Genomic DNA, 20,928 nt, shown 5'->3' on the forward strand with positions numbered 1-20,928 from the left:
CTGGTACGCCCACATCACCCTGTCCATGCTCGCCTACGCCACCCTCGCCGCCGTCCGCGCCGAGCAGGTAAAAGGGGCAGCACCCACACCTGTCAGGACATGATCGGACTGACAGTACCGGAGATCCGCAGACTGATCGCCACCCTCCTCCACCGGCTCCACCCACCCGCCTTCGTCTGGGCCTGGTCGACCTGGCGCAGACGCCGTCAACACCAGGCCAGACGCTGCCACTACCGACGGCGAGGACACCCACAAGTGCCGTTGCAGTATTAGGAGCGGGGGAGGTGTGTGGTGATGTCGGCGGCGGTGGTGACGGGGCTGGCGAGCCTGTCGAGGAGCAGGTAATGGGCGGCTTCACCGCCATGGAGGTAGGTGGGGAGGGCGAGGAGGGGGCGGCCGAGGGCGCGTGCGGCGCGGGCGGTGGCGATACCGGCTCCGCCGGGGGTGGATTCGAGGACCAGGGTGGCCTGGGTGAGGGTGGCCAGCAGTCGGGCGCGGGCGGTGTTGCGCCGGCCCCGGTCGCGGGTGGTGGGTGGTGTTGCCGGGGCCCACAGTGGCGGGATCTCGCTCAGGACGAGGCCGGTGGCGGCGACGGCGGCGAGGAGTTCGGGTTGGGGCGCGCGGTCGGTCAGCAGGTCCCCGACCAGGATCGCGAGGGTGGGGGCGTGGGGGGCGGCGGCGGTGAGCGCGGCGCGGGCGATCCCCCGGGACGCGGTGGCGGTGACGGTGACCGGCGGGGAGGTAGTGGCCAGGTCGTGCGCGAGGCGGGCGGCGGTGGTCAGGCTTTCCGGGGTGGCGCTGCGGTTGCCGGTGACCGCGAGGGCGCGGGTGGCGAGTGTGGCCAGGTGTCCGTGTCCGTGGGCCCACAGGGCGAGCGGGGCGGGGCCGGCGGGGGTGAGGCTGGTGGGCCAGTCGTGATCGCCGGGGCAGATTAGCCGCCAGCCCAGCGCGGTGTGGGCGTCGAGGAGCTGGTCGGGGTCAAGGCCGGGGCAGGTCCCGGCGAAGGTCTCCCACACCCGAACAGGGCCGAGGGTGCGCACGGTGGCGGTGCGGGTGCGGTCGGGCGGGAGGGCGGTCAGCGCGGCCATGGCGCGCCGCTCCCGCTCGCTGAGGATCACAGACATCAGGCAGGGCCCTTTCGGAGACGCCGGGCCGCCGGGGGGGATACGACCCGACGGTGGTGGGTGGCTAGCGGGTGTGGGGGGAGCGCCACGGGCCCGCGTCGTCGGGGGGGCAGGGCAGGAGCCGGCCGAGGGCGTCGTGCAACGCCTGGACTTCGGGACGGCGCGCGAATCCCGGCAGGTCCAGGACTGCGGCGGCGAGCAGAGTCGTGAGCGCCGTTCGCACCGGGTCGCTCTTCGCGAAGGCGTCCGTCCCGTTGGCGGGCGGGGTGCGGGGGATCCACCCCCCGGTGGGGGTGGCGTCCGCGTCGGGGGGTGTGAGGAGGAGAACGGCTGGGGTGTGGGGGGTGGTGGGGGTGCCGGTGAACGTGGTGGCGGCCGGGATGGTGAGGAGACCGGCGAGGATCGCGTCGCGGGGGGCGGTTGGGTGCACGGTGAGGGTGAACGTGCCGTCCGCGTTCAGCTGGGCGTCGACCCGGCTATCTGAGAAGTTGCTCATGGGAATCCCTTTGCGGTAGGGGTTTTCAGGGGTCCCGGGCGGCGGGCGGCATTCCCCCCGGCCGGGAACAGCCCCCGGCTAGGAGGCCGGCGGGGCGGGGTCTGCTCAGCTGCCGGTCGCGGCAGCGGCGGTGGTGGCCAGCGCGCGGCCGGCGGGCGTGATCCGGTACCGCTTCGGCCTGCCCTCGACGAGGGACGCCTCGCCGCGGCCCGTCATCGCCTCGCAGGAGGCGTTGATCGCCCCGGAGGACCGGCCGGGGATTTCCCGGCTGATCTCGGTCACGCTCAACGGCACGTCCGCGTGCGCGGCCAGCACGTCGCGGACCATCGCGGCGAGCCCCCCGGAGCGCATCCGGGGCTGCCCGTCGCTGTTCACCGCCCGCTCCCCGACCGGCCGTGGTGCCTTCGCCGGGGCACGCCGCCGCGCCGGGCGGGGCCCGCCGGTGGACGGCGGCCCGCCGGCCCGGATCGGGCATCGCGGTGCCGGGCAGGTCCACGCCGCGCAACCCGCCGTGCCCGCCCCGTCCCCGGCGGCGCCGGGAGTGCTGGGGGTGCCGGCGGGCGGGGCCTGGGTGCCCTGGCCATCCGGCGCCGCCGCGTTCCCGGTCGGCTCGCCAGCGTGCACCGGGGTGCCGGCGCTCTCGCTGGGCCTCGTGCCGTCGGCCGGTGCGTTCGGCGGGGCGGGGTCCTCCTCGGACACCGGGTCCTGCGCGGGTTCGCTCGCGGTGAGAGCCGGCGCGGCGTCGAGCGGCGCGGAGGTGTCGGACGGCCGGTCCTGGTCGGTCGGCGGGTCCGGTACCGGCGGGTCGGTGTCGAGGAGGTCCGCCACCGGGCCGGGGTCCGTCTCAGTCTCGACCAGTTCCGCCGCGGGCAGGTCGGCGGTGGCGGGGTCCGGGGCGGAGTCGTCCTCGGCCGGCCCAGGTGTCGGCACCATGAGAGCCGTGTCCTCGAGGGCGTCTCCCGGGCTCGCGGCCGGCCCCGGGTCGGCGGCGCCGGTGGGTGGGTCCTGCGCCGGGTCGGACGCGGCGCTCTCGGTGGTGACGGGGTCCGGCGCGGCCACCAGGTCGGCCGGGGTGTCCCCGGTTCCGGCGGACCCGGTCATCACCGGCACGGCGTCGTCGACCGGCACGGCGTCGTCGACCGGTGCGGGCGGTGGGTCGGATACGGCGTCGTCCGGGCCGGGGACCAGGGCCCACTGCCAGGGCCGCCCCCGGGCACCGTCGCGCTGGGACGACACGACCAGCCCGGCGTCCACCAGCCGGTCCAACACCGGCCGCAACTGCGGCACCGTCATCCCGGCCGCCATCCGCATCTCCGACGCGGTCGCGGGACCCTCATGCTTGCGCAGGATTTCCAGGACACGCGCGGCGTCCGGATCGACGCCGGGTGTTTCCTCATCGGCCATTGTTCTCAACCCCCAATTTCGGGTTCGGGTTTCTGGGTGCGCAATCAGCTGTATCTCGATGCGGCGAAACCCAGCCAGCCCTAACCATCGAATACGTCCAGTGACATGAATCACTGCCCGGGGAATCCGCGGAACTGGTTGCTGAACCGAATCTGATCAAGTTACGGTTCCTGGCGTTCCCGGGATTCACCGCCCCATGAGGCGTGTGTGTAGGCCGGGTGCGTTCCCATCAGTCCCGCGTGTTGTAGGCGTCCGCATGCCTGCCCGCGCGCCGCGCAGAAATGGTCGCCCATGAACCCGCCGCTGTTGCACCCTCCGTTCGACCTGACCGCTTTCCTCACGGACCATGGATTCAGGCAGGTCAGAAGAGGTCCGGACGTCTACCGGCACGGACGGGTCGAGGTCGAGGACAACGGCGGGCACCTGTATGTCCGCCGCTACACCTCGCTGGAGCGTCGGCTCGTGGACTGGGCGTGCGCCTACGGCCCCGGCGCACCCCCCGCGCTGATCAGCATGGCGATCCTGGCCGCGTTCACCCCGATCCCGGTGGCCCCGGCCGATGCCGGGGACTGGTCGGTCTGGGCCGCCGTGCCCATCCCTGTCGCGGCCGAGCTGTCCCATGACACCGCGCGTGCCGCCACCCGCTGGTTGCGGGCCCGGGGATGGCCCTACGCCACGTTCGGCCCCGACCGGTCCGCCCCGCCGACCGGCGCCCCGGCCCCGCGATCGGACACGCCGTGATCATCGTCCTGGTGATTCCAGCGGCCCCGACCGCCCCGATACATCGACGCCGTCTCGACCCCGCCGACATTCCCGCGATGGAAAGGATCGTCGGAGGAGGCTTGCATCCGGTCAGCCTCACCGACCCGGAAAGCAGCCTCTACCTCCCCGCTCCAGGCCCGAAAACCCGGCCCATCAACCGGCCCCTCAACGAGAGAGCGACCGCGCTGGCCGCGTTCCACATCCGCCCGTTCCAACCGCAGAGAGTCCTTCGGGGTGACGCGATCCTTACCGGCCCCACGGATGAGGACGGTCAGGACACCGACGCACCCGACGACCTGATCCGGATTCTCGATTCCTCTCGAGTCTGTGTCCGGACCAGAAACCGTGGCGACCGGCGGTGGAGCAGTGCGGGTGATGCCTACCCCGGCCTGTGTCACGCCTATATCCACACCTGCAAAGCCGTCCTTCGGATACCGGTCGAGGACAGGCCGCTCATCCGCATCATTGCCGCCTCCCACATCGCACGCGAAAGAAAAGGAAACCAGCCATGATCCGAGTGCTCACGCTGCCCGCCGACAGGACAGCCCCGCACTCCCTCACACAGATGAGCCCGACGGACCTGCGCGGATTCCAGCACCTCGTCGGAGGATCGATCGAAGGCGTCGACCTCCCCTACTCCGGGTCCCTCTACGCCAACGAGGACGGCATCGCGCTACGCCTTCCCCTCAACGAGCGTGCCACCGCACTGGTCGCGTTCCACACCAGCCTGTTCACCCGGGAGCAGGTCATTGTCGGTGACGTCTACCTCACCGGGCCTGGCGACGCGCAGGGCTTGGACACCGATGTGCCCGACACGATCGTCCAGCTGCTCACCGCCTCACCGATCCAGCTTCAGGCGAGCGAGAACGGCGGGGACTGGACGGATCACGGGGCCTACCCCGACCTGGTCGACGCCTACACCTCCGTCTGGGCGGCGTCCATGCTCCTGACGCATTTCGAGCCCGGTAAACGCTTTGCCGTCCGCGCGGTCCCAGCGGTCACCGCCGCCGAGCAGCCGACCGGTTCCAGCGCCGGCACCGGGCCCGACGAGGAGGCGGTGTGGACCGTGTGGGGTGACCGCGTCGACCCCTACGCCGTCCGCCAGCCCCGCGAACAGGCGCAGGCCGCTGTCGACACCGCGACTGCCGAGGGAGACACCGGCGTGTACGCCCAGCACCCCGACGGCACCACCCTCACACCCACACCCACCCAATAGCCCCGGACACCGGCGGCTTCGGGAGACCGGGGCCGCCGGCGGTCCACCCACACCGCGGCATTCTGGTTGAACGGGTCTCCCGCCGTTGTAATCACCTCGCCCCAGCTGTTCGGCTGCGGATGCTGGCGGAGCTGCGGGCCGTGCTGGAGGAGGTCACCTCGGTGGCGATGACGTCGGCGATGACAGCCGCCAAGGACGAGGGGCAGGGGCTGCGCCGGATCGGCACGTTTGTCGGGATGTCGCACGAGCAGGTCCGCCGGACGCTCCTGGCCGCCCCCGTGGCCGGCGAGGAGTAGCCCAGCTCTCCGACTGGGCGGGTTGCGTACGCAGAGGTCGGAGTTGGCTGGCGGGGCCGAGGAGGCCGAGGAAGCGCCCGCGTCACGCCCCAGGAGCCGACCTTCCCTGGCCCTATCGCAGAAAAGCACCGGGAGTCGCCCGGTCCACCGGTCATGTCCGTCCAGGCCGCCAGCCGTCCCTGCTATCGCAGAAAATCGGCTGCTTTCTGCGAAAGCAGTAAGCACACCGGTTAGTGGTGCCTCACGGTGGTTCCGGTTCCTACTGGGCGAGGGTGCTGATCTGCCCTGCCGGGTCGATCTTCCGGATCCGGCTGTTGCCGCTGTCACTGAGGTAGAGGGTGCCGTCACCGCCGACCGCCACCCCGAACGGGCGGTCTAGCTCGGCTTGGGTGGCTAGCCCGCCGTCCCCGGAGAATCCCCTTGTGCCGGTGCCGGCGACGGTGCTGATCTGCCCTGCCGGGTCGATCTTCCGGATCCGGCCGTTGTCGTAGTCGGTGAGGTAGAGGGTGCCGTCACCGCCGACTGCCACCCCGAACGGGCTGCGAAACTGGGCCTGGGTGGCTGGCCCGCCGTCCCCGGAGAATCCCGGGGTGCCGGTGCCAGCGAGGGTGCTGATCTGCCCTGCCGGGTCGATCTTCCGGATCCGGCTGTTGTCGTAGTCGGTGAGGTAGAGGGTGCCGTCACCGCCGACTGCCACCCCATCCAAGCGGTTTAACTGGGCCTGGGTGGCTGGCCCGCCGTCCCCGGAGAATCCCGGGGTGCCGGTGCCAGCGAGGGTGCTGATCTGCCCTGCCGGGTCGATCTTCCGGATCCGGCTGTTGCCGTAATCGGCGATGTAGAGGGTGCCGTCACCGCCGATCGCTATCCCGTTCGGGCTGTTCAGCTGGGCCTGGGTGGCTGGCCCGCCGTCCCCGGAGAATCCCGGGGTGCCGGTGCCAGCGAGGGTGCTGATCTGCCCCGCCCGGTCGATCTTCCGGATCCGGTGGTTGCTGTAGTCGGTCAGGTAGAGGGCGCCGTCACCGCCGACCGCCACGCCCAACGGGCTGTTCAGCTGGGCCTGGGTGGCTGGCCCGCCGTCCCCGGAGAATCCCGGAGTGCCGGTGCCAGCGAGGGTGCTGATCTGCCCCGCCCGGTCGATCTTCCAGACCCGGTTGTAGCTGTAGTCGGTCAGGTAGAGGGCGCCATCGCCGCCGACCGCGACCCCGGACGGGTTGCCGATTGGGCCGACAGCAGGGGTGGGCGTGGGGGTGCTGGTCGGCTCGTTGGCGGCGTTAGGGGCGTTGGTGGACGGGCCGGTTCCTCTATTCGATAACAAGATCGCGACTGCCGTGAGGCTTACTGCGAGCGCCGCGGCGGCGAATAGGGCGGCCCGCTGGTAACGCCAGCGCGGCCGGCCCGTGGGTGAGATACGGCCTAGCGAGAGCCAGCGGCGCGGGGCTGAAGGGTCAGGGCCTGCGGTTTCCGGACCGGGTGGGAGTGCACGCGTGGGTGTCCTGAGATCCGAGTCGGCGGGGATGGTCGCGGACGGTGGGGAAGATCGGGGAGGATCGTCTGGCCGTGTCGCGGTCACTGGGTTATGCGAGGTGGACGTGGCGGGTGAAGAGAGCGACACAGACTGGCGTTGATCTTCTGGCCGGGTTCGCCCGGCGACCACGCCGGCCCGCGTAGTGGACGTCGCTGGCCTGTCGGTGGCCGCACGTATGTCGTCGTCGAGACGCAGCACGACACCGGACCGGGAGGTCCAGCCGGGGCCGTAGCTGTCGGCGGCGGCCCCGGCCAGGTGGAGGGCGAAGGCACGCGCCGAGGGATGGCGGGCCGCCGGGTCCTTGGCGAGGTTGCGCATGATCACCGCCGCCACCGGGGTGGGGACACCGGCGGGTGGGGCGGGGACCGTCTCCAGGTGGTGCTGCCACAACGCGTGTAGCGGTAGTTTCGGGTCGAACGGCGGCGCGCCGGTCAACAGCATGTAGAGCACGGTTGCCAGGGCATAGAGGTCGGTGGCCGGTCCCAACCGGCCTTCGAGGATCTGCTCGGGAGCCATGTACGGCGGGGTGCCCACGACCGCGCTGGCGGTGACCGCGGACCCTTCCATGATCTTTGCGATGCCGAAGTCGGTCACCTTCAGGAGACCAGCGGTGTCGAAGAGCATGTTGTCAGTCTTGATGTCGCGGTGCAGCACCCCTTGGCCGTGGGCGTGGGTGAGAGCCGCCGCGACGGCCAGGCCGACAGCGCAGGCCCCCTCCGGTCGCATCCCCGTGCGGCGGCGGGCCAGGGTTCCCCCGGCCAGCATCTCCATGACGATCAGGCAGAGGTCGTCGTCCTCGACATAGTCGTGGACCCGCACGATATGGGGATGATCCATATTGGCGAGCAGCTGTGCTTCGGTGACGAACCCGCCGACGGGCCCATCCGAACCCGCGGACAGAACCTTGATGGCGACCGGCCGGTTGAGTCCGCGGTGCCGGCCGGCGAGCACCAGCCCGTACGCGCCGACGCCGAGTTCGACGCCCAGCTCATAGCCAGGCAGCAAAGCGGCGACCCGCGCCCGGTCAACGATCATGACATGGGTGGTGCTGCGTGCCGGTGACCTGCAATGCCGACTGCCACGACCCCCACCCACTACCCCCGGAAAACGATGTCGTAATCGTAGCGGCGTACCCACCGAGATTGTCAACGAATGTGACAGCAATGCCGGTTCGCTGTTCCGCTCCTACTAAACCCCCACGGTGTGGCGCCAGAACCGCGCCACCGGGCGTGCACAGGACTTCAGACATCCGTGCAGTCGACTTCGGACATCGACATCCGCGACGGCGACACCGTGCTTGTGCACTCCATGGACCGTCTCGCCCGCAACCTCGACGACCTGCGCAGACCCGGACAGAGATCCTCGAACGGCTCAAGCCCGCCCGCCGCCACCGCACCTACCCACGCGCTGTCCGGCGCCCGGTACAACGCCTACCGGATCAAAAAGCCAACGAACACCGGAACCCATCACCGCGAGCCACCGACGATCATGCTCGCTCGACTGGCTTAACTAAGCGGCATTAGGCTCCAGCCTGTTCCCCTCCAGCGGATTTGGGAGATCAGAGGTCGGCGGGGGGCAGGGCTCGGCGGGGTTGGGTGGTGATTTCGCCGAGGGTGCGGACGGCGGGTAGTTCGGGCCAGCGGGTGTCCATCTGCTGCCACATCTGGGCGGCGACGTCGATGACCCAGCTGGTGCGCTGCTGGCCGACAGCGGTGACGGCGGCGTGGGCTGCGGCAGCGGCCTGCTCGGGGTCCGGCTCGGGACGGCGCAGGAAACTGCGCGCGAGGGCGTTGTAGGAGCCGCCGAGGTTCCCGTCGCGGCCGGAGTCGGTGTAGCTGGCGATGGCGCGGCGGGCATGCTCTTCGGCGCCGGGGTCAGCGAGCTGAGACAAGGTCGCCGCGCTGTGTGCCAGGGCTTGGTCCTCGTCGACGGCGACGGTGCCGGGCAGGGTGGGTCCTGTCCATAGATGGGCCCACATGTCGTCGAGGGCGTAGCGGGCGGCCGGGGCATCGCCGCCGCGGGCGGCGGCCCGTGACTCGCACGCGGCGAGCATCGGCCGGGCGTAGGGGTGGGCCGCCGGTCGACGCTCGGCTGCGACCTGCTGGGCATGGTGGGGCTGGTTACGGAAGAACGCGAAACTGGACTCGAGGACGGCGACGCAGTCAGCGAGAAGCCTGTCGTCGGCTTCGTCGGCGTGCTGCCCAGCAAGATCCAGATAGGTGTCGGCGACGCTGATACGACCAAGGTCGTTCGCGGTGAGAGCGAGGTAGAGCGAGTACTGGCCAGCACGGAGATCGAGAGTGCTGCGGGTTTTCCCGCGCACACGGCCGTCGAGGAGCTGCTCGGCGCGCAGCCACCCTTCTTCCACCCGGGGAACGAGGGCGACGGCGGGGGTACTGGTGTAGACCGCGGCGATCTCGTGTACGTCACGTTCGATCTCTCGCAGGGTGCGAGGCGCCACGCTGGCGTCCGCGATGCGGTCGGAGATCGCGGCAGCGGTGCCCGCACTCGCGAACAACCCGCCCACGGCACCGCCGATAAGCGCGCGTCGATTGGTCGGACTCGTGGGACTCACCTCCTCGGCTGGTTCCACTGTCATGTTTCCCGTGCCCTCGGCGCTACCCCTTTGTGCGAGATCGGTGAGGGTGTGCAGGCGGGTTGCCTGCTGGGCGGCGCGGATCCGGTCGGCGAGTTCGGTGAGCTCGGTGCCCGTGCCAAGCGCCGCGTCGTAGGCGGCGATGACGTGGCGGGGCGGCAACCGCGAGGCGTTCCGTATCCAGTACACGTTGTTGCGGTGGTAGGTCGTCCGGGTCTCCAGGTCCACACCGCTGAGGCCCTGCTCGTCGGTGAGCTGCCGGAAACGTGCCGCGAGCTGGGCTTTCAACGCATCGGCATCCACGGCGACCCCTCCCGGCCAGCGAACTCCCGTGGGTGCGAAACCCCTTCGCACCCACGTAACAGCGTTTCGCACCCTAGGCGATGCGACGGATGCAGTGTGTCATGTCCTCTATGCGGCGGGAACACGCCGGCCCCCTCCCCGGATCAGCAAAGGAGCGCATCGTGAACTCGCCCACGACCGCGCCAGGTAGGTCCGCTGGCCGGACGCCCCTCGCAGGCCACCATCCCCACTCCCGTTCCGACCTGTCGCCGCCCAGCGGGCGGTCCGGTGTCGGATCGGGCCTGGTGGTCGAGGTGGGGGAACCGCCGATCTCCGTGGTCCCGGATCAGGTTGTTTCCCCGCCTCTCCCGACCCGTACCCCGCAGTCCCACTGGGTCTGTGGGGTCGCCTGGGCGGTGGTGATCCTCGAGGGGTCCGCGGGGTCGCCTGTGCGGGTGACGGTCGGCTTCACCAGTCCCAGCGCGGCGAGTGGGTGGGCGGCCCGCCGGCCACCGAGCTGTTTTTGGGTGCTGCCCGCCGAGTACGAGCCGGGTCGGGACTGGGCGGTGGTCGACCTCGACCGCGAGCGTCGACCCACCCGGGTGCTGGCCCGCTTCACCGACCGGCGCACCGCCAGCGTGTTCGCCGATCACTCCCGGCTGCCCGCCTATGCCGTCGCGCCTGTCAGCGCCGCCTATCTGCCCGAGCCCGCCTGACACCAGCGCAGTCCGGACCACCCGAGAGCGACTACCCCCCTTACGGGCTCCCTGGGCTGCTGTCCGCAGACGGGCAGTCCTCACGTCGCCCCGTACTTCCCGTGCGGGTTTTGCGTAGGACTCCGCCGGCCGCGGACCATGCCGCCCGCACCTTCGTCTGTTCCGTAGTTCCCCTGTTCCCCGCCGGGTCCGGGCCGGTACCAGCGACGGTTCGGGCTTGGCGGGTTCCACCTCCATCCAGCTTCGAGGACCCTGTGCCTGTCTTCCTTTCCGCTCCGCCTGCTCTTGCTGCCGTGCACTGGCGACGGCCGTCCCGGCTCAGTCCCAGGTCCGTCGATGTGGTCGAGGTCGCACTGGACGATCATCGGGTGCTGATCCGGTCGAGTTGGGGCCGTGAGGTGCGGACCACCCTGGGTGCGTTCGCGGACTTCGTCGAGGCAGTACGGCGCGGGGAGTACGACGACCTGATCTTGGGGGTGGGGTGATGCCCGCCGGGGAGGCGTCGTGGCTGCGCGCGGCGATGGTCGAGCAGATCCTGGCCGTGGAGCGGGTCTCGCCCGCGGTCGAGGCGGCGCTGCGCATGGTGCCGCGGCATGAGTTCCTCCCTGGCAGCTCCGCCGAGGTGGCGTACGAGGACAGCGCCGTGGTCACGAAACGGGCGTTTGATGGGAGCGCGGTCCGTACGGCGCTGCGGCCGTCGGTGGTCGCGGTGATGGTGGAGCAGCTGCGGGTCGAACCCGGCCACATGATCCTTCAGGTGGGCGCCGACGGGTACACCGCGGCGTTGCTCGCCGAGCTGGTCGGGTCGGCGGGGTCGGTGGTGATGATCGACCGTGATCAGGAGGCGGTCCACCAGGCCCGCACCTGCCTGAACGCGGCGGGGTACACCGACGTCGCGGCGCTGGTCAGCAACGGGCATTTCGGATTCCCGCTGCGGGCCCCGTTCGATCGGATTCTTGTGGCCGGGCCCTCGAGGGACATCCCACCGGCATGGATCAACCAGCTGGTAGACGGCGGGGGGCGGATCGTGCTCCCGTTGCAGATCCGGGGCCTGTCGCGGTCGGTCGGGTTCGCCCGCCATGGGGAGATCCTGGTCTCGGAGTCGCTCCGGCCCTGCGACTTCCCGCGGATGCACGGCGCGGGCGCCCGGCAGCGTGCCACGGTCATCCTCGCGGCGGGGGTCGAGCTGGAGGTCAGTGTGGCCCAGGACGTCAACGCCGACACGCTGCGGGAGGCACTGCTCGGACCGCGTCACGTGCTGCACACCGGGGTGACGCTTCCCCCGGGCGGCGCTCTGCTTCCGAGCCTGGATCTGTGGCTGGCGACCGTGCGCACGCACTACGGCCGGCTGTACGCCGAACAGATCGCCGACCAGCGGACCCCGTTCGCCCCGCCGGTCCCGGCGGGGGTGTCGGCGGTGTGGTCCGAGTGCACTCTCGCCTACCTCACCTATCCCGTCCCGGACACGGCGACCGGCGCGGATCTCGACGTCAGTGTGATCGCCTGGGGTCCGGATCGGTTCCGGCTCGGGGACCTCCTGGCCTATGACGTTCAGGTCTGGGAGTCCCAGCGTCGTGGCGGGCCGGACCCCACGATCCGGGTCTACCCCTCCACCATCGGCTGGGAGTCGCTGCCACCGGGCCGGCTGATCGATACCCCTTCCGCCCAAATCATGATCACCTGGGATTGAGGGTGCGCCGCCCTTCCGCCCCGCCTGACCATCCCTTGTTGGGAGATCCCGTGGTGAGTGCCGTGTCCTGCGAGATCGCCCCTGCCCGGTGGGGTGTCGTCACTCTTGATGCGCGTGATCGGGTGGTGCGGGTGGTGGTCGGGTTCACCAGCCCGCAGCTTGCTGAGGGCTGGGCCCACGCGCAGCCTGGCCTGGACTTCGTGGTGGTCCCGGTCGGGCCGGCACGGGGCGGCGACTGGGCGGTGGTGGCGCTGAACACGGCTGACCGGCCTATCGGGGTCCTCGGCTGCTTCCCGGACCCGACGGCCGCTGACCTGTATGCCCGGTCCTGTGTGCTGTCCGGCTACACCGTGGCCCCCGTCGACATCGGGCCGGAGTGAGGCCCCCGTCGATATCGGGCCGGAGTGCCTGGGCGAGGGTGCCTGATTGTGCAGCCTCATTCCGCCGGGCTCGGGTTCCCCGCCGGGTTTGAGAACTTTGGTCAGGGCTTCGCCTCCGGTGCCGTGCTCTTTGCTATCTGTGCCAGGTTGGTGACAGTGCTGTGGTAGGACGGGGTGTATGGACATCGGCGCGGTCGTGGCGCGGGTCTCGCAGGCCCTCGGTGCCGACCCGCGGGAGATCGACCGGGTGTGTCAGGACGTGGCTGCTGTTCTGGTCGGGGCGGGGGTGGAGCCTCCGGTCCAGGTCCGGTCGGTGGATGCCGCGGATCCGTGGCTGCTCCTGGGGTACCGGTACTGGCAGTGCCGGGTGCGGGCCGAGCCGACGGTGCAGGTCGCGGCGGCGTGCGCGCGCTGGGTGGAGGCACACGTCGAGCCGGCGCACCGTGCCGAGATCGTTCAGCGGTGGGCGCTTGACTATGCCTTCCTTACCCGGGACACGGTCGACTCGGCGCATGACCTGGCCGTGGCGGCCGGCAGGATCGTGCGGGACGGTCCCGGCTCGGCGCTGGTCGCCGCGTTCGCGACCGCCTATCACGCGGGCAAGTTGCGGTCGAACCTGCACTTTGACGAGCTGCACCAATTCCTGGAGCCGAACGGGTCGGTGTGGGCGGTCGCCGCGGGCGCGCACCATGACAGCGAGCCGTTGCTGGATGCATTGCGGGCGTTCGCCGCGTTCGGGAGCCGTCAGATCACTACCGAGCATGCCACCGGGCTGCTCGCGCAGGCGTGGACGGCGCCGGGGCGGTCACGGCAGGTCGTCGAGGTCTGCCTGGACGCGCTGGTGGTGGCGCCCCCGTTCCCCGGGCAGGGGGAGTTGCTGCGCGCGCACGCGGCCGAGGCAGTCACGGCTTTTCCCGAGGATCATCAGGTTCGGTTCTGTCTGGCGGTCGGGTTGCGGCGATGCGGTCGCTTCCACGAGGCACGAGCCTCCCTTGACGCTGCCAGCCGGCTTCTGCCCGCTGGCATGATCGAGGCCACCCAGAGCAAGCTCCTGCGGGAACGGGAGATCATCGAAGCGGGGCTGCGGCACGCCTCCCGCGCCGCGAGACACGGCGACCTCCACGATCACCAGCGAGCCGGCCAGGCGCTGCGCCGCAGGGCGGGCGACCCGGCGATCGTGATCCGTCTGCTCGGGCTGGTCGCCGCGTTCACGGTGGTCATCGTGGTCGTCACCAGCCAGCTGACGCCGGTCAGGTCGCCGTCGTTGCGGGACCGTGTCGAGATGGAAGCCACGCTGGGGGGGTGCGCTCCTGCTGTTCACGGTGATCAGTCTGGTGGCGGTCTCGGTCGTGACACGACGGCGTCCGTGAGGGGCCTCGGTCCGCGCCAGGTGCTCCCGTGTGACCCGGGTGAGGCTGGCCGGACCGGGGCCCGGACCTTCGCGAGGACTTTTACCTGGTGAGGCCGCGTATCTGGGGGTCCAGCGGGGCGGGGGGATCACTGCTGGTGTGACCGGGTGTGCTGCCCGCCGGGTGGTGGGGGTGACGTGGTGGAGGCGGGGCGGTGGTGGAGGAGGCCGGCGCGGGTGGCGGCGGCGCCGAGTTGGAAGGGGGTGCTGGCGCCGAGGCGGTGGCAGAGGTCGGCGACGTCGCGTTTGACGGTGCGGTCGGAGACGCCGAGTTCGCGGGCGGCGCGGGTGTAGTCGAAGCCGCGGTCGAGTAGCAGCAGCAGTGCCCGTTGGCGGCGGAGCGCGGCGGGTTCCTCGGCTATGGCCGGGTGGCGTTGGGTGGGGATGGCCTGTTCGATCCGGGTGACCATCTCGGTGACCGCCCGTACCAGGGTGGGGGCGACGGTGACGAGGCCGCCTTGGTCGAGGTCGTCGTCACGGACGGGGACGAGCGCGGCGGTGGTGTCCCAGATCATGGTGCGCATGGGGACGGCGGGGGCGATGCGGATGTGTCCCATGGGGGGTAGGCGCCGGGCGGGGTGGCGGTGTTGCGCGGCGGTGAGGGCGGGGGATGCCCACACGCTGGTGATCTGTACGCCGCGGGCGGCGGCGGTGGCCAGGAGATCGGGGACGTGGCCGCCGAGGCCGGGCGGTGGCGGCCCGTTCTGCAGGAAACGCACGCTGCTGGTGCTCTGGGCGGTGAGTTCGGCCATCTGGTGGAAGATCTCGTCACGGGTCAGGAGTTGGATGCCGGCGCTGGTCCCGGTGCGTTGCCGGCCGGTGACGTAGTCCCCGAAGAGGCCGGATCGGTAGAGCCGGGCCCGTTCGTCGGCCATCTTGGCGCGTGCGGCGGCGAGGGCGGCCTCTTGTTCGGCGTGGCGGGCCTGGAGGACTTTGACGGGGTCCTGGGGTTCCCACTGGCGGCCGACCTGGCGGAGCAGGCCGGCGTCGATGAGCCGGTCGATTTCGGCTTCGATGAGGGGCTCGGGGCGGTCGAGCCATTCGGCGAGCATGTCGACGTCGCAGTAGGGGTGGCGTGCCACGGTCCGCCAGACCTGCTCGGAGAATTCGTCCAAGTTGTCGAATCCCAGCTCGGAGATTCTCACACCGCCTCCGTAAACATTGCTTACAAGCAAATAGAAGGTCCGTGTCGTGCACCTGTGTGAGGCGAACGTCCGGGGGTCATGGCGATGGACAAGGCCGTTATGCACGTGCTTCGTTCATGGGCAAGGTGACCGTAGCGCATCTGATGTGCGCCGGTCCGTGACGATGAGACGGACGCCACCGTCGCCGCAGGGAGTCGCTGCCCGTAGTGCTACTGGTCGCCTTTGTGTCCCGTGACCTGCATCGATGACAAGATCACCCCGAGCTGGTTCCTTGTGCGCTGGACCCGGCAGGGACAGTGGTGCACCCCGGACGGCTGGAGGCCCAGACGGCGGTAAAGGAAACCGGGAAATCTTTGCCTGGCCGTTCGGCGACTGTGTCGGCGTCGGTGAATCTCCTTTCTTTGGTGTGGGAAAAAATTTCCATGTCAACTACTGGGGTGTTCCGGCCGGCGGGGTGGTGGCGGGTCGGATGATGCGCCTGGGGCCGGTCTGGGTGGGTGGGGGCTTGGGTGGGGTGCGGGTGAGGCGGGCGAGCAGTGTCTGGGTTTCGGGGGTGGGATCGACGTCGAGGCCGTGAGCGTCGAGGGCGTCGCGCAGGCGCTGGTAGGTGCGGCGCACCGCGTCGGGCCGTGCTCGGGCGGCGTGCAGACGCATGACATGCCGGTAAAGGTCCTCGACCGTGGGTGCGAGGGTGAGGGCCTGTTCGAGGTAGGCCAGGGCTTGTTCGGGGTGGTCGTCGGCGTGTAGGTCGGCGAGGTCGGCGAGCGCGTCGACCGCGCGGTGTTCCAGGTCGGTGACGGTCGGGGTGGACCAGTCGTAGGCGGTGTCCCCGAGCGGTGTGCTGGTGGCGAGGTCGGCGGCGCGGGTGAGTGCGGTGATGCGGGCGGGGTCGTCGGGGGCGTGTCCGGCGGCGTGTAGCGCCGTGTCGAACTCCCACAGGTCGACGGTGACCACGGCCGGGTCGAGGCGGTAGCCAGCCTTGCCACTGAGGATGGGGGTGAGGGTGGGGTCGCCGGTGGCGGTGCGCAGGGTGTCGCGCAGGGCGGCGACACCGCGGTAGATCTGGTTGCGGGCGCGGGTCGGGTCCTGGTCGGGCAGGAGATCGGCGGCGAGCCGGTCCCCGGTGACACCGCCGGGGTGGACGGCGAGATGAGCGGCGATCTCCAGGCTGAGGGTCCGCAGCCCGCTGGCGAGGGGCGTGCTGTCGAGGTGCACGGCGGGCCGGCCGAACAGGACCAGCCGCACCCGCCTGCCTGGCTGGTCGGGGTGGCTGGTCTGTTCCGCGGGTTGTGCGGCTGTGCTGGTGGCGGCTGGTTCACCGGCCGGTGGGGCCACGGTCGCGGGTGATAGGCCCGGTTCGGGGGAGGGTGGCGTCACCGTCGGGGGCGCGGGGAGGGCATCGACCCGAGGCGGGTGCGGCGGGAGGTGGGCGGGTGTTTCGACGGGGGGCGAGGGTTCGGCGGTGGGGGTGGGCTGGTCGGCGGCGTCGGTGAGGATGTGCAGCAGGTCGCTGGCTTGGGCGGGAGTGAGCTGCCAGGGCAGCGGTGGCTGATCGTCGCCGTCCGGGTCGACGGTGAGGTCGAGGGTGACGGTGTAGATGCCGAGGTGGGCACTGCTGTGGGTCAGGGCTGCGAGCCGTCCGTCGCGGAGGCTGGGGGTGGCGGCGAGGAGCAGGACGGTGGGGATCATCTCGTCGGGAAACGCGGCGCGGAACTCGTCGAGGCTGGTCGCGCCGATGTCGTCGGTGAGCCGGGCGCGGCGCAGCGCCTCGCGGTCAGCGAGGTCGAGCGCGGCGTCGGTGCTGGCGGTGACGGTGATCTGAGGGAGCGCGTCGAGCAGCGGGCCGGACAGGTCGAGCAGGGTGACGACATCCTGCGGGACGATCAGCCGTGCCGGCCAGCTGGTCCGGTCGCGGTGGTGGTCGGCGAGGGCGCTCAGGATGACGGCGCGGGCCGCGGCGGGGGCGGCCGGGCCGCGCAGGTCGAGCCGTCCGGTGCGCAGCAGTTCCGCGAGAGGCCCGTCCACATCCCCGGCCATGGCGGGGCTGGTGTCGGCCGGGCGGGATGCCAGCGACGGGCCGGCGGGCGGGCGCTGTGGCGGGGTGCGCGGCGTGGGTGGTGGTGCGGGTTCGGAGTCGCCGACCGGTGCGGGGCCCTGCCGGTCGCCGTCGCCGTCGCCGTCGGCGTCGGCGTCGGCGTCGGCGGTGGGTGGTCGGCTGGCGCGCAGGATCTCGCGGACGACCAGGGGTAGCGGTGGGTCGGTGGGGGTGGGCTGGCCGGGTGGGGTCGGCACGCGGCGGCGGCGGGAGCGCAGGAGCCGGGCGGCGACCACAGCGGCGGCGAGCGCGGTGATGAGGCCCAGGGGGAGAACCGCACCGGAGGGCAGCCGGATCGGCCGGTCCTGGCCGGGTGGGGCCAGGGGGGGTGCGGGTGTGTCGGTGTGCGGGGCCGGGATGGTGTGCGGGGCCGGTCCGGGGGCGGAGGGGCGCGGGTCCGCGGGGATGGTCGGGGTCCACCCCGGAGCAGAAGGGACGGGTGGAGAGGTATTCGGCGCGGACGGCGCGGTGGCCGTCGGCGGCAGGGGTACCGGGTTGGCTGCGTGTGGCGTGGCGGGACTGGCCGCACGGGGCGGGATGGTGCTGCCAGGTGTCGCCGGTGCCGTGGGGGGTTGGGCGTCGGGAGGAAGGCGCAGGATCCAGCCGGGGCGCAGCAGGTCGGGGCTGGTGAGAGCAGCGCCGTCGGGTTGGACGCGGCCCTGGTTCAAGGTCCAGATCTCGTGCCAGCGCAGCCCATCGCCGTGCAACCAGTATTCGGCGAGTGACCAGAGGGTGTCGTAGGGGGCGACGGCGCAGGTCGGCCCGGCCGGTGCGATGGTGGCGGGATCCGTGGCCGGCGTGGGGTTGGCGGTGGCGGTGACGGGTGCGGGCCGTGGGTAGGCGGTGAGGACTGTGGCTGTGGGCGGGGGGGTGCTGGTGCGGGTGGTGGCGGTGAGCAGGCCGGCGAGGATCATGCCGACGAGGACCGCGGCCAACGCTTGGGCGGGCCCGGCGGTGGGCAGCCGGGGCCGGCTGAAGCCGCCGGCGGTGGCCACGACTTCCACGGCGACCGACAGCAGGATCAGCGTGTAGGTGTACCAGAACAGGACGCCGATCAGGCCGAGGATCAGGTTCTGGGTGAGTGGTGAGCTTGCGGTGTCGACGATCTCCGCCCAGTTTGGAGCGTGGTCGGGCAGAGGCCAGCCGATCAGGCGCCACATCGCGGCGGGTGCGGCGCCCAGGACGGTGCCGGCGGCGGTGAGGCCGGCGAGGGCGCGCAGTAGGCCCCCGAGTCGGTGTAGCGCTCTGACCCGGCGTGGTTGGGCCCGGCGGCTCACGGGATGCCTGCCGGGTTCGCGGGGGCGGTGACGCCATGGATGGGGGCGGCGCTGGCGTGGCCGGTGACGGTGAGCGTGTCGACGCCGACGATGCCCAGGAGCTGGGTGGGGACGGTGACGGTGACCTGCACCGTCACCGTGGTGGCCGTTGCGGTGACGGTCCCCTGCGCGCCGCTGCCGGCGAGGTACTGCTCGGCGCGGCGCCGGGCGGCGGCCGGGTCGAGGTGCACGATCCCGCTGGCCCGGTAGTCGGCCAGGTCCAGGGCTTGCGCGCCGGCGCGGGCGGCTTCGGCGGCGAGGCTGACCGCGGCCGATTTGCGGTCCAGCGCGATCCCGCCGTCCACGACCAGGCCGGTCACCCCGAGCAGGGCGATGGTGAGCACGAGGAAGAACGCTGTCACCGTCCCGGTGTCCCGGGTGCGGTCAGGCACGGCGGAACCGGTCCCAGCCGGCCGTGGTGACCGCGGCTGGGCTGTCGGAGGACGGTACCCGTAGCCGGGCGGAGGCCGGGGTGGGGTGGATGTTGTCGAGGCGCCAGTCGTCTCCGGTCCAGAGCAGTTCCCAGGTCACCGACGCGACGAGGGGCGCGGAGGGTGTGTGGTCGCCGGAGACGCGGCTGGCGTAGAGAAGAGCGATCGTGGTGTGGTCGGGCTGGGTGGTCAGGACCTGGGTGCCCAGCGGGCGGAAGAACAGGGCGCTGCCCGCGGGCAGGTCGGGGGGCTGGTAGCCGTCGTCGACGACGCCTTCGGTGCGTTGCAGGTAGTCCGGGGTGGCGATCGTCGCGAAGATGTCGGTCTGGTCGGCGTCGCTGCGGGGCATCAGCAGCGAGATCCAGCCCACCGCGGCCGACACCGCCCCGGTGGTGGTGTGCGGGAACCCCAGCGGGACACCGTTTCGCGTGATCTCGGCTGCGCGGGCCAGAAGCACACGCCCCTGCGCATCGAGGTCGAACAATCGCGCGGAGGGTGGGGAGCTGGGCTGCTCCCGCCCCACCCGGGAGGGTGTGGCGCAGGACGCCACGCCGGCGAGGAGGACCACTGCGAGCACCGCGGCGACGAGCGACCGCGACGCGAGGAGCAGATCCCGGATCTGGCGGCCGGCGGCGTGAGGAGGTCGGCTCACACGACCTCCCTCAGGAGGGACTTGCCGGTGCCAGCCGGTGGCCAGAATGCCGCCGTCACGGTGATCCCGCGGTAGACGTCGATGGGTGCGCTCGCGGTGGTGGTGAGGGTGCGCTGGCCGGGGATCGGCAAGCCGGCCGCGAGGTCGGACTGGTCGAGCCGACACTCCACGGTGGCGCGGACCACACCCCCAGGGCGGAACTGGCTGGTGTCCACCTGCACGGTCAGGGCGGTGCACGGGCCGTCGCTTCCAGCGGGGTCAGGAGCGACGGCCTGCTCGGCGGCGGCGACGGCCTGCGCGGGGCTGCGGGCGATACTCGCGGCACGGGCGGCGGTGTGCGCGGCGGTGTCGACCTGGCCGCGGGCGTTGACCGCCCGCCCGGCGTAGACGATGAGCAGTAACAGCAGGATGATCAGCGGTGCGAGCAGGGTGAGTTCGATCGCGGCCGACCCCGCGTCGCCGTCCGCGTCCGGTTGGACGGGTTCGCCGTGTGGCGGCCGGCCGGAGAGCCAGAAAATACGGTTCATGTGAACCGCTCGCGAGTGCCGGTGGCGTGACCGGTCACCGGCAGGGAGATGCCGGGTAGCAGGCTGATCGCGGTCCCGGTGATGGTGATGGTGATGGTCTCGGGTCGGGTGTCGAGCTGGATGTGTGTGTCGGTGAGGACGGTGTCGCCGAGCTGGTCGAGGATGATCTGCGCGGCGTCGGGTCCGGCGGTGGGGGTGGCGCCGTAGGCGCGGGCGGCGTCCGCGCCGCGGCGGGCGGCGGTGGCTGCCACATGGCTGGCGTGCGCCCACAGGGCGTACTGGATGACGACCAGCAGCATGGTGATCAGCAGTGGTGTGGCGATGACCAACTCGACGCTGACCGCCCCGCCGTCACGGGACTCCCGACGGCGGGCCAGGTTCTGTGGCCCCCGGGTGCGGGACATGGACGCCGGGGCTGCCTTGGCACGGTTGGGGACGCGGGAGGTGCCGGGATGTGGGTTGCGCTGGCATGCCGGTCTGCGGGTATCTCGCCGGGTGCGGGCTGCTTGCCGCTGCCGTGTGGACCGTGGGGGGTGTGAGACGAGGCTGGTGATCATAGGTCGATGCTGTTGGCCTTGTCGATCAGCGCCCGGCCGATGATCCCGATGACGGCGAGCGCGAGGACGACCAGCAGCGCGGTGACGATGACGGTCTCGGTGCTGTAGCCGCCGTCCCGCTCGTCCTCACGGGCCCTGGTCTCCCATGCGTGCAATCGGGCGTAGGTGAGGGTGATCAGGCTGAGCAGCATGGCGGTGGCTGCCGCTGCTGGGCTGCGGTTGGTGGCGCGGGGGCCGGCGCGGCGGAGTCGAGGCACGGCGGGAGGGATCCTTCCGGGCGGGGTCGGAATCGGAATAGGCGAACCCACGG

21 protein-coding genes and 1 pseudogene are annotated in these 20,928 nt (G+C 71.5%); 10 read left to right on the forward strand and 12 right to left on the reverse strand.

Annotated features, from left to right (window positions below; translation table 11 throughout):
* Positions 1 to 269: 269 nt before the first annotated feature.
* From B056_RS0127060 to B056_RS0127070, 3 genes are all read right to left on the reverse strand, one after another.
* Positions 270 to 1,124, reverse strand: coding sequence for a DNA-processing protein DprA (locus B056_RS0127060; RefSeq protein ID WP_035752964.1), 855 nt, complete (start codon positions 1,122 to 1,124; stop codon positions 270 to 272).
* Positions 1,125 to 1,188: 64 nt separating this feature from the next.
* The gene (locus tag B056_RS0127065) at positions 1,189 to 1,620 is read right to left on the reverse strand and encodes a hypothetical protein (RefSeq protein ID WP_018504981.1); all 432 of its coding nucleotides are present in this window, start codon (positions 1,618 to 1,620) and stop codon (positions 1,189 to 1,191) included.
* 105 nt (positions 1,621 to 1,725) lie between these two features.
* The gene (locus tag B056_RS0127070) at positions 1,726 to 3,024 is read right to left on the reverse strand and encodes a MarR family transcriptional regulator (protein ID WP_018504982.1); all 1,299 of its coding nucleotides are present in this window, start codon (positions 3,022 to 3,024) and stop codon (positions 1,726 to 1,728) included.
* Between the two features lie 291 nt (positions 3,025 to 3,315).
* Between B056_RS0127070 and B056_RS0127075 the strand changes: the two genes are divergently transcribed.
* The 4 genes from B056_RS0127075 to B056_RS38175 all read left to right on the forward strand — a co-directional run bounded on the left by B056_RS0127075 (position 3,316) and on the right by B056_RS38175 (position 5,298).
* The gene (locus tag B056_RS0127075) at positions 3,316 to 3,765 is read left to right on the forward strand and encodes a hypothetical protein (protein ID WP_018504983.1); all 450 of its coding nucleotides are present in this window, start codon (positions 3,316 to 3,318) and stop codon (positions 3,763 to 3,765) included.
* A complete protein-coding gene (locus tag B056_RS41120; RefSeq protein ID WP_230203214.1) occupies positions 3,762 to 4,298 on the forward strand; it encodes a DUF3846 domain-containing protein in 537 nt (178 codons plus the stop codon). The genes B056_RS0127075 and B056_RS41120 overlap by 4 nt, the downstream gene beginning before the upstream one ends.
* Positions 4,295 to 5,002, forward strand: coding sequence for a DUF3846 domain-containing protein (locus B056_RS39750; RefSeq protein WP_020572729.1), 708 nt, complete (start codon positions 4,295 to 4,297; stop codon positions 5,000 to 5,002). Before B056_RS41120 ends, B056_RS39750 begins: the two co-directional genes overlap by 4 nt.
* A gap of 119 nt (positions 5,003 to 5,121) precedes the next feature.
* Positions 5,122 to 5,298, forward strand: coding sequence for a hypothetical protein (locus tag B056_RS38175; protein ID WP_018504985.1), 177 nt, complete (start codon positions 5,122 to 5,124; stop codon positions 5,296 to 5,298).
* A 259-nt stretch (positions 5,299 to 5,557) separates the two neighbouring features.
* Here B056_RS38175 and B056_RS0127095 read toward each other — a convergent pair whose 3' ends face one another.
* Complete coding sequence (locus tag B056_RS0127095) at positions 5,558 to 7,858, reverse strand: protein kinase domain-containing protein (RefSeq protein ID WP_018504986.1); 2,301 nt, start codon at positions 7,856 to 7,858, stop codon at positions 5,558 to 5,560.
* A gap of 240 nt (positions 7,859 to 8,098) precedes the next feature.
* On the opposite strand from B056_RS0127095, the pseudogene B056_RS43145 reads away from it, so the two are divergent.
* A pseudogene (locus B056_RS43145) lies at positions 8,099 to 8,170 on the forward strand (recombinase family protein); the annotation flags it as partial.
* A gap of 211 nt (positions 8,171 to 8,381) precedes the next feature.
* Here B056_RS43145 and B056_RS0127105 read toward each other — a convergent pair.
* Positions 8,382 to 9,722 carry a helix-turn-helix domain-containing protein gene (locus tag B056_RS0127105; RefSeq protein ID WP_018504988.1) on the reverse strand — a complete coding sequence of 447 codons (1,341 nt, stop codon included), beginning with the start codon at positions 9,720 to 9,722 and terminating at the stop codon, positions 8,382 to 8,384.
* A 434-nt stretch (positions 9,723 to 10,156) separates the two neighbouring features.
* Between B056_RS0127105 and B056_RS0127110 the strand changes: the two genes are divergently transcribed.
* From B056_RS0127110 to B056_RS38180, 5 genes are all read left to right on the forward strand, one after another.
* A complete protein-coding gene (locus tag B056_RS0127110; RefSeq protein WP_230203215.1) occupies positions 10,157 to 10,417 on the forward strand; it encodes a hypothetical protein in 261 nt (86 codons plus the stop codon).
* 338 nt (positions 10,418 to 10,755) lie between these two features.
* Positions 10,756 to 10,902: a hypothetical protein gene (locus tag B056_RS0127115; RefSeq protein ID WP_018504990.1), complete on the forward strand. Its 147-nt coding sequence runs from the start codon at positions 10,756 to 10,758 to the stop codon at positions 10,900 to 10,902.
* The gene (fxlM, locus tag B056_RS0127120) at positions 10,902 to 12,107 is read left to right on the forward strand and encodes a methyltransferase, FxLD system (protein WP_018504991.1); all 1,206 of its coding nucleotides are present in this window, start codon (positions 10,902 to 10,904) and stop codon (positions 12,105 to 12,107) included. Before B056_RS0127115 ends, fxlM begins: the two co-directional genes overlap by 1 nt.
* A 53-nt stretch (positions 12,108 to 12,160) precedes the next feature.
* Positions 12,161 to 12,487: a hypothetical protein gene (locus B056_RS0127125; protein ID WP_154677264.1), complete on the forward strand. Its 327-nt coding sequence runs from the start codon at positions 12,161 to 12,163 to the stop codon at positions 12,485 to 12,487.
* A gap of 178 nt (positions 12,488 to 12,665) precedes the next feature.
* Entirely contained in the window at positions 12,666 to 13,949 is a 1,284-nt protein-coding gene (locus tag B056_RS38180) for a tetratricopeptide repeat protein (protein ID WP_018504993.1), read from the forward strand.
* Between the two features lie 35 nt (positions 13,950 to 13,984).
* Here B056_RS38180 and B056_RS0127135 read toward each other — a convergent pair whose 3' ends face one another.
* From B056_RS0127135 to B056_RS0127165, 7 genes are all read right to left on the reverse strand, one after another.
* The gene (locus B056_RS0127135; protein ID WP_018504994.1) at positions 13,985 to 15,040 is read right to left on the reverse strand and encodes a helix-turn-helix domain-containing protein; all 1,056 of its coding nucleotides are present in this window, start codon (positions 15,038 to 15,040) and stop codon (positions 13,985 to 13,987) included.
* A 429-nt stretch (positions 15,041 to 15,469) separates the two neighbouring features.
* Positions 15,470 to 18,412, reverse strand: coding sequence for a BTAD domain-containing putative transcriptional regulator (locus B056_RS45535; RefSeq protein ID WP_018504995.1), 2,943 nt, complete (start codon positions 18,410 to 18,412; stop codon positions 15,470 to 15,472).
* The gene (locus B056_RS0127145) at positions 18,409 to 18,843 is read right to left on the reverse strand and encodes a pilus assembly protein TadG-related protein (protein WP_018504996.1); all 435 of its coding nucleotides are present in this window, start codon (positions 18,841 to 18,843) and stop codon (positions 18,409 to 18,411) included. Before B056_RS0127145 ends, B056_RS45535 begins: the two co-directional genes overlap by 4 nt.
* On the reverse strand, positions 18,836 to 19,534 hold the full coding sequence (locus tag B056_RS0127150; RefSeq protein ID WP_018504997.1) for a hypothetical protein: 699 nt from the start codon (positions 19,532 to 19,534) through the stop codon (positions 18,836 to 18,838). The genes B056_RS0127145 and B056_RS0127150 overlap by 8 nt, the downstream gene beginning before the upstream one ends.
* The gene (locus tag B056_RS0127155) at positions 19,531 to 20,061 is read right to left on the reverse strand and encodes a TadE/TadG family type IV pilus assembly protein (protein ID WP_018504998.1); all 531 of its coding nucleotides are present in this window, start codon (positions 20,059 to 20,061) and stop codon (positions 19,531 to 19,533) included. Before B056_RS0127155 ends, B056_RS0127150 begins: the two co-directional genes overlap by 4 nt.
* On the reverse strand, positions 20,058 to 20,465 hold the full coding sequence (locus tag B056_RS0127160; RefSeq protein ID WP_018504999.1) for a TadE family protein: 408 nt from the start codon (positions 20,463 to 20,465) through the stop codon (positions 20,058 to 20,060). Before B056_RS0127160 ends, B056_RS0127155 begins: the two co-directional genes overlap by 4 nt.
* Before the next feature lie 149 nt (positions 20,466 to 20,614).
* The gene (locus tag B056_RS0127165) at positions 20,615 to 20,875 is read right to left on the reverse strand and encodes a hypothetical protein (protein ID WP_230203216.1); all 261 of its coding nucleotides are present in this window, start codon (positions 20,873 to 20,875) and stop codon (positions 20,615 to 20,617) included.
* Between the last annotated feature and the right edge of the window lie 53 nt (positions 20,876 to 20,928).

The organism is Parafrankia discariae (assembly GCF_000373365.1).
GTDB lineage: Bacteria > Actinomycetota > Actinomycetes > Frankiales > Frankiaceae > Parafrankia > Parafrankia discariae.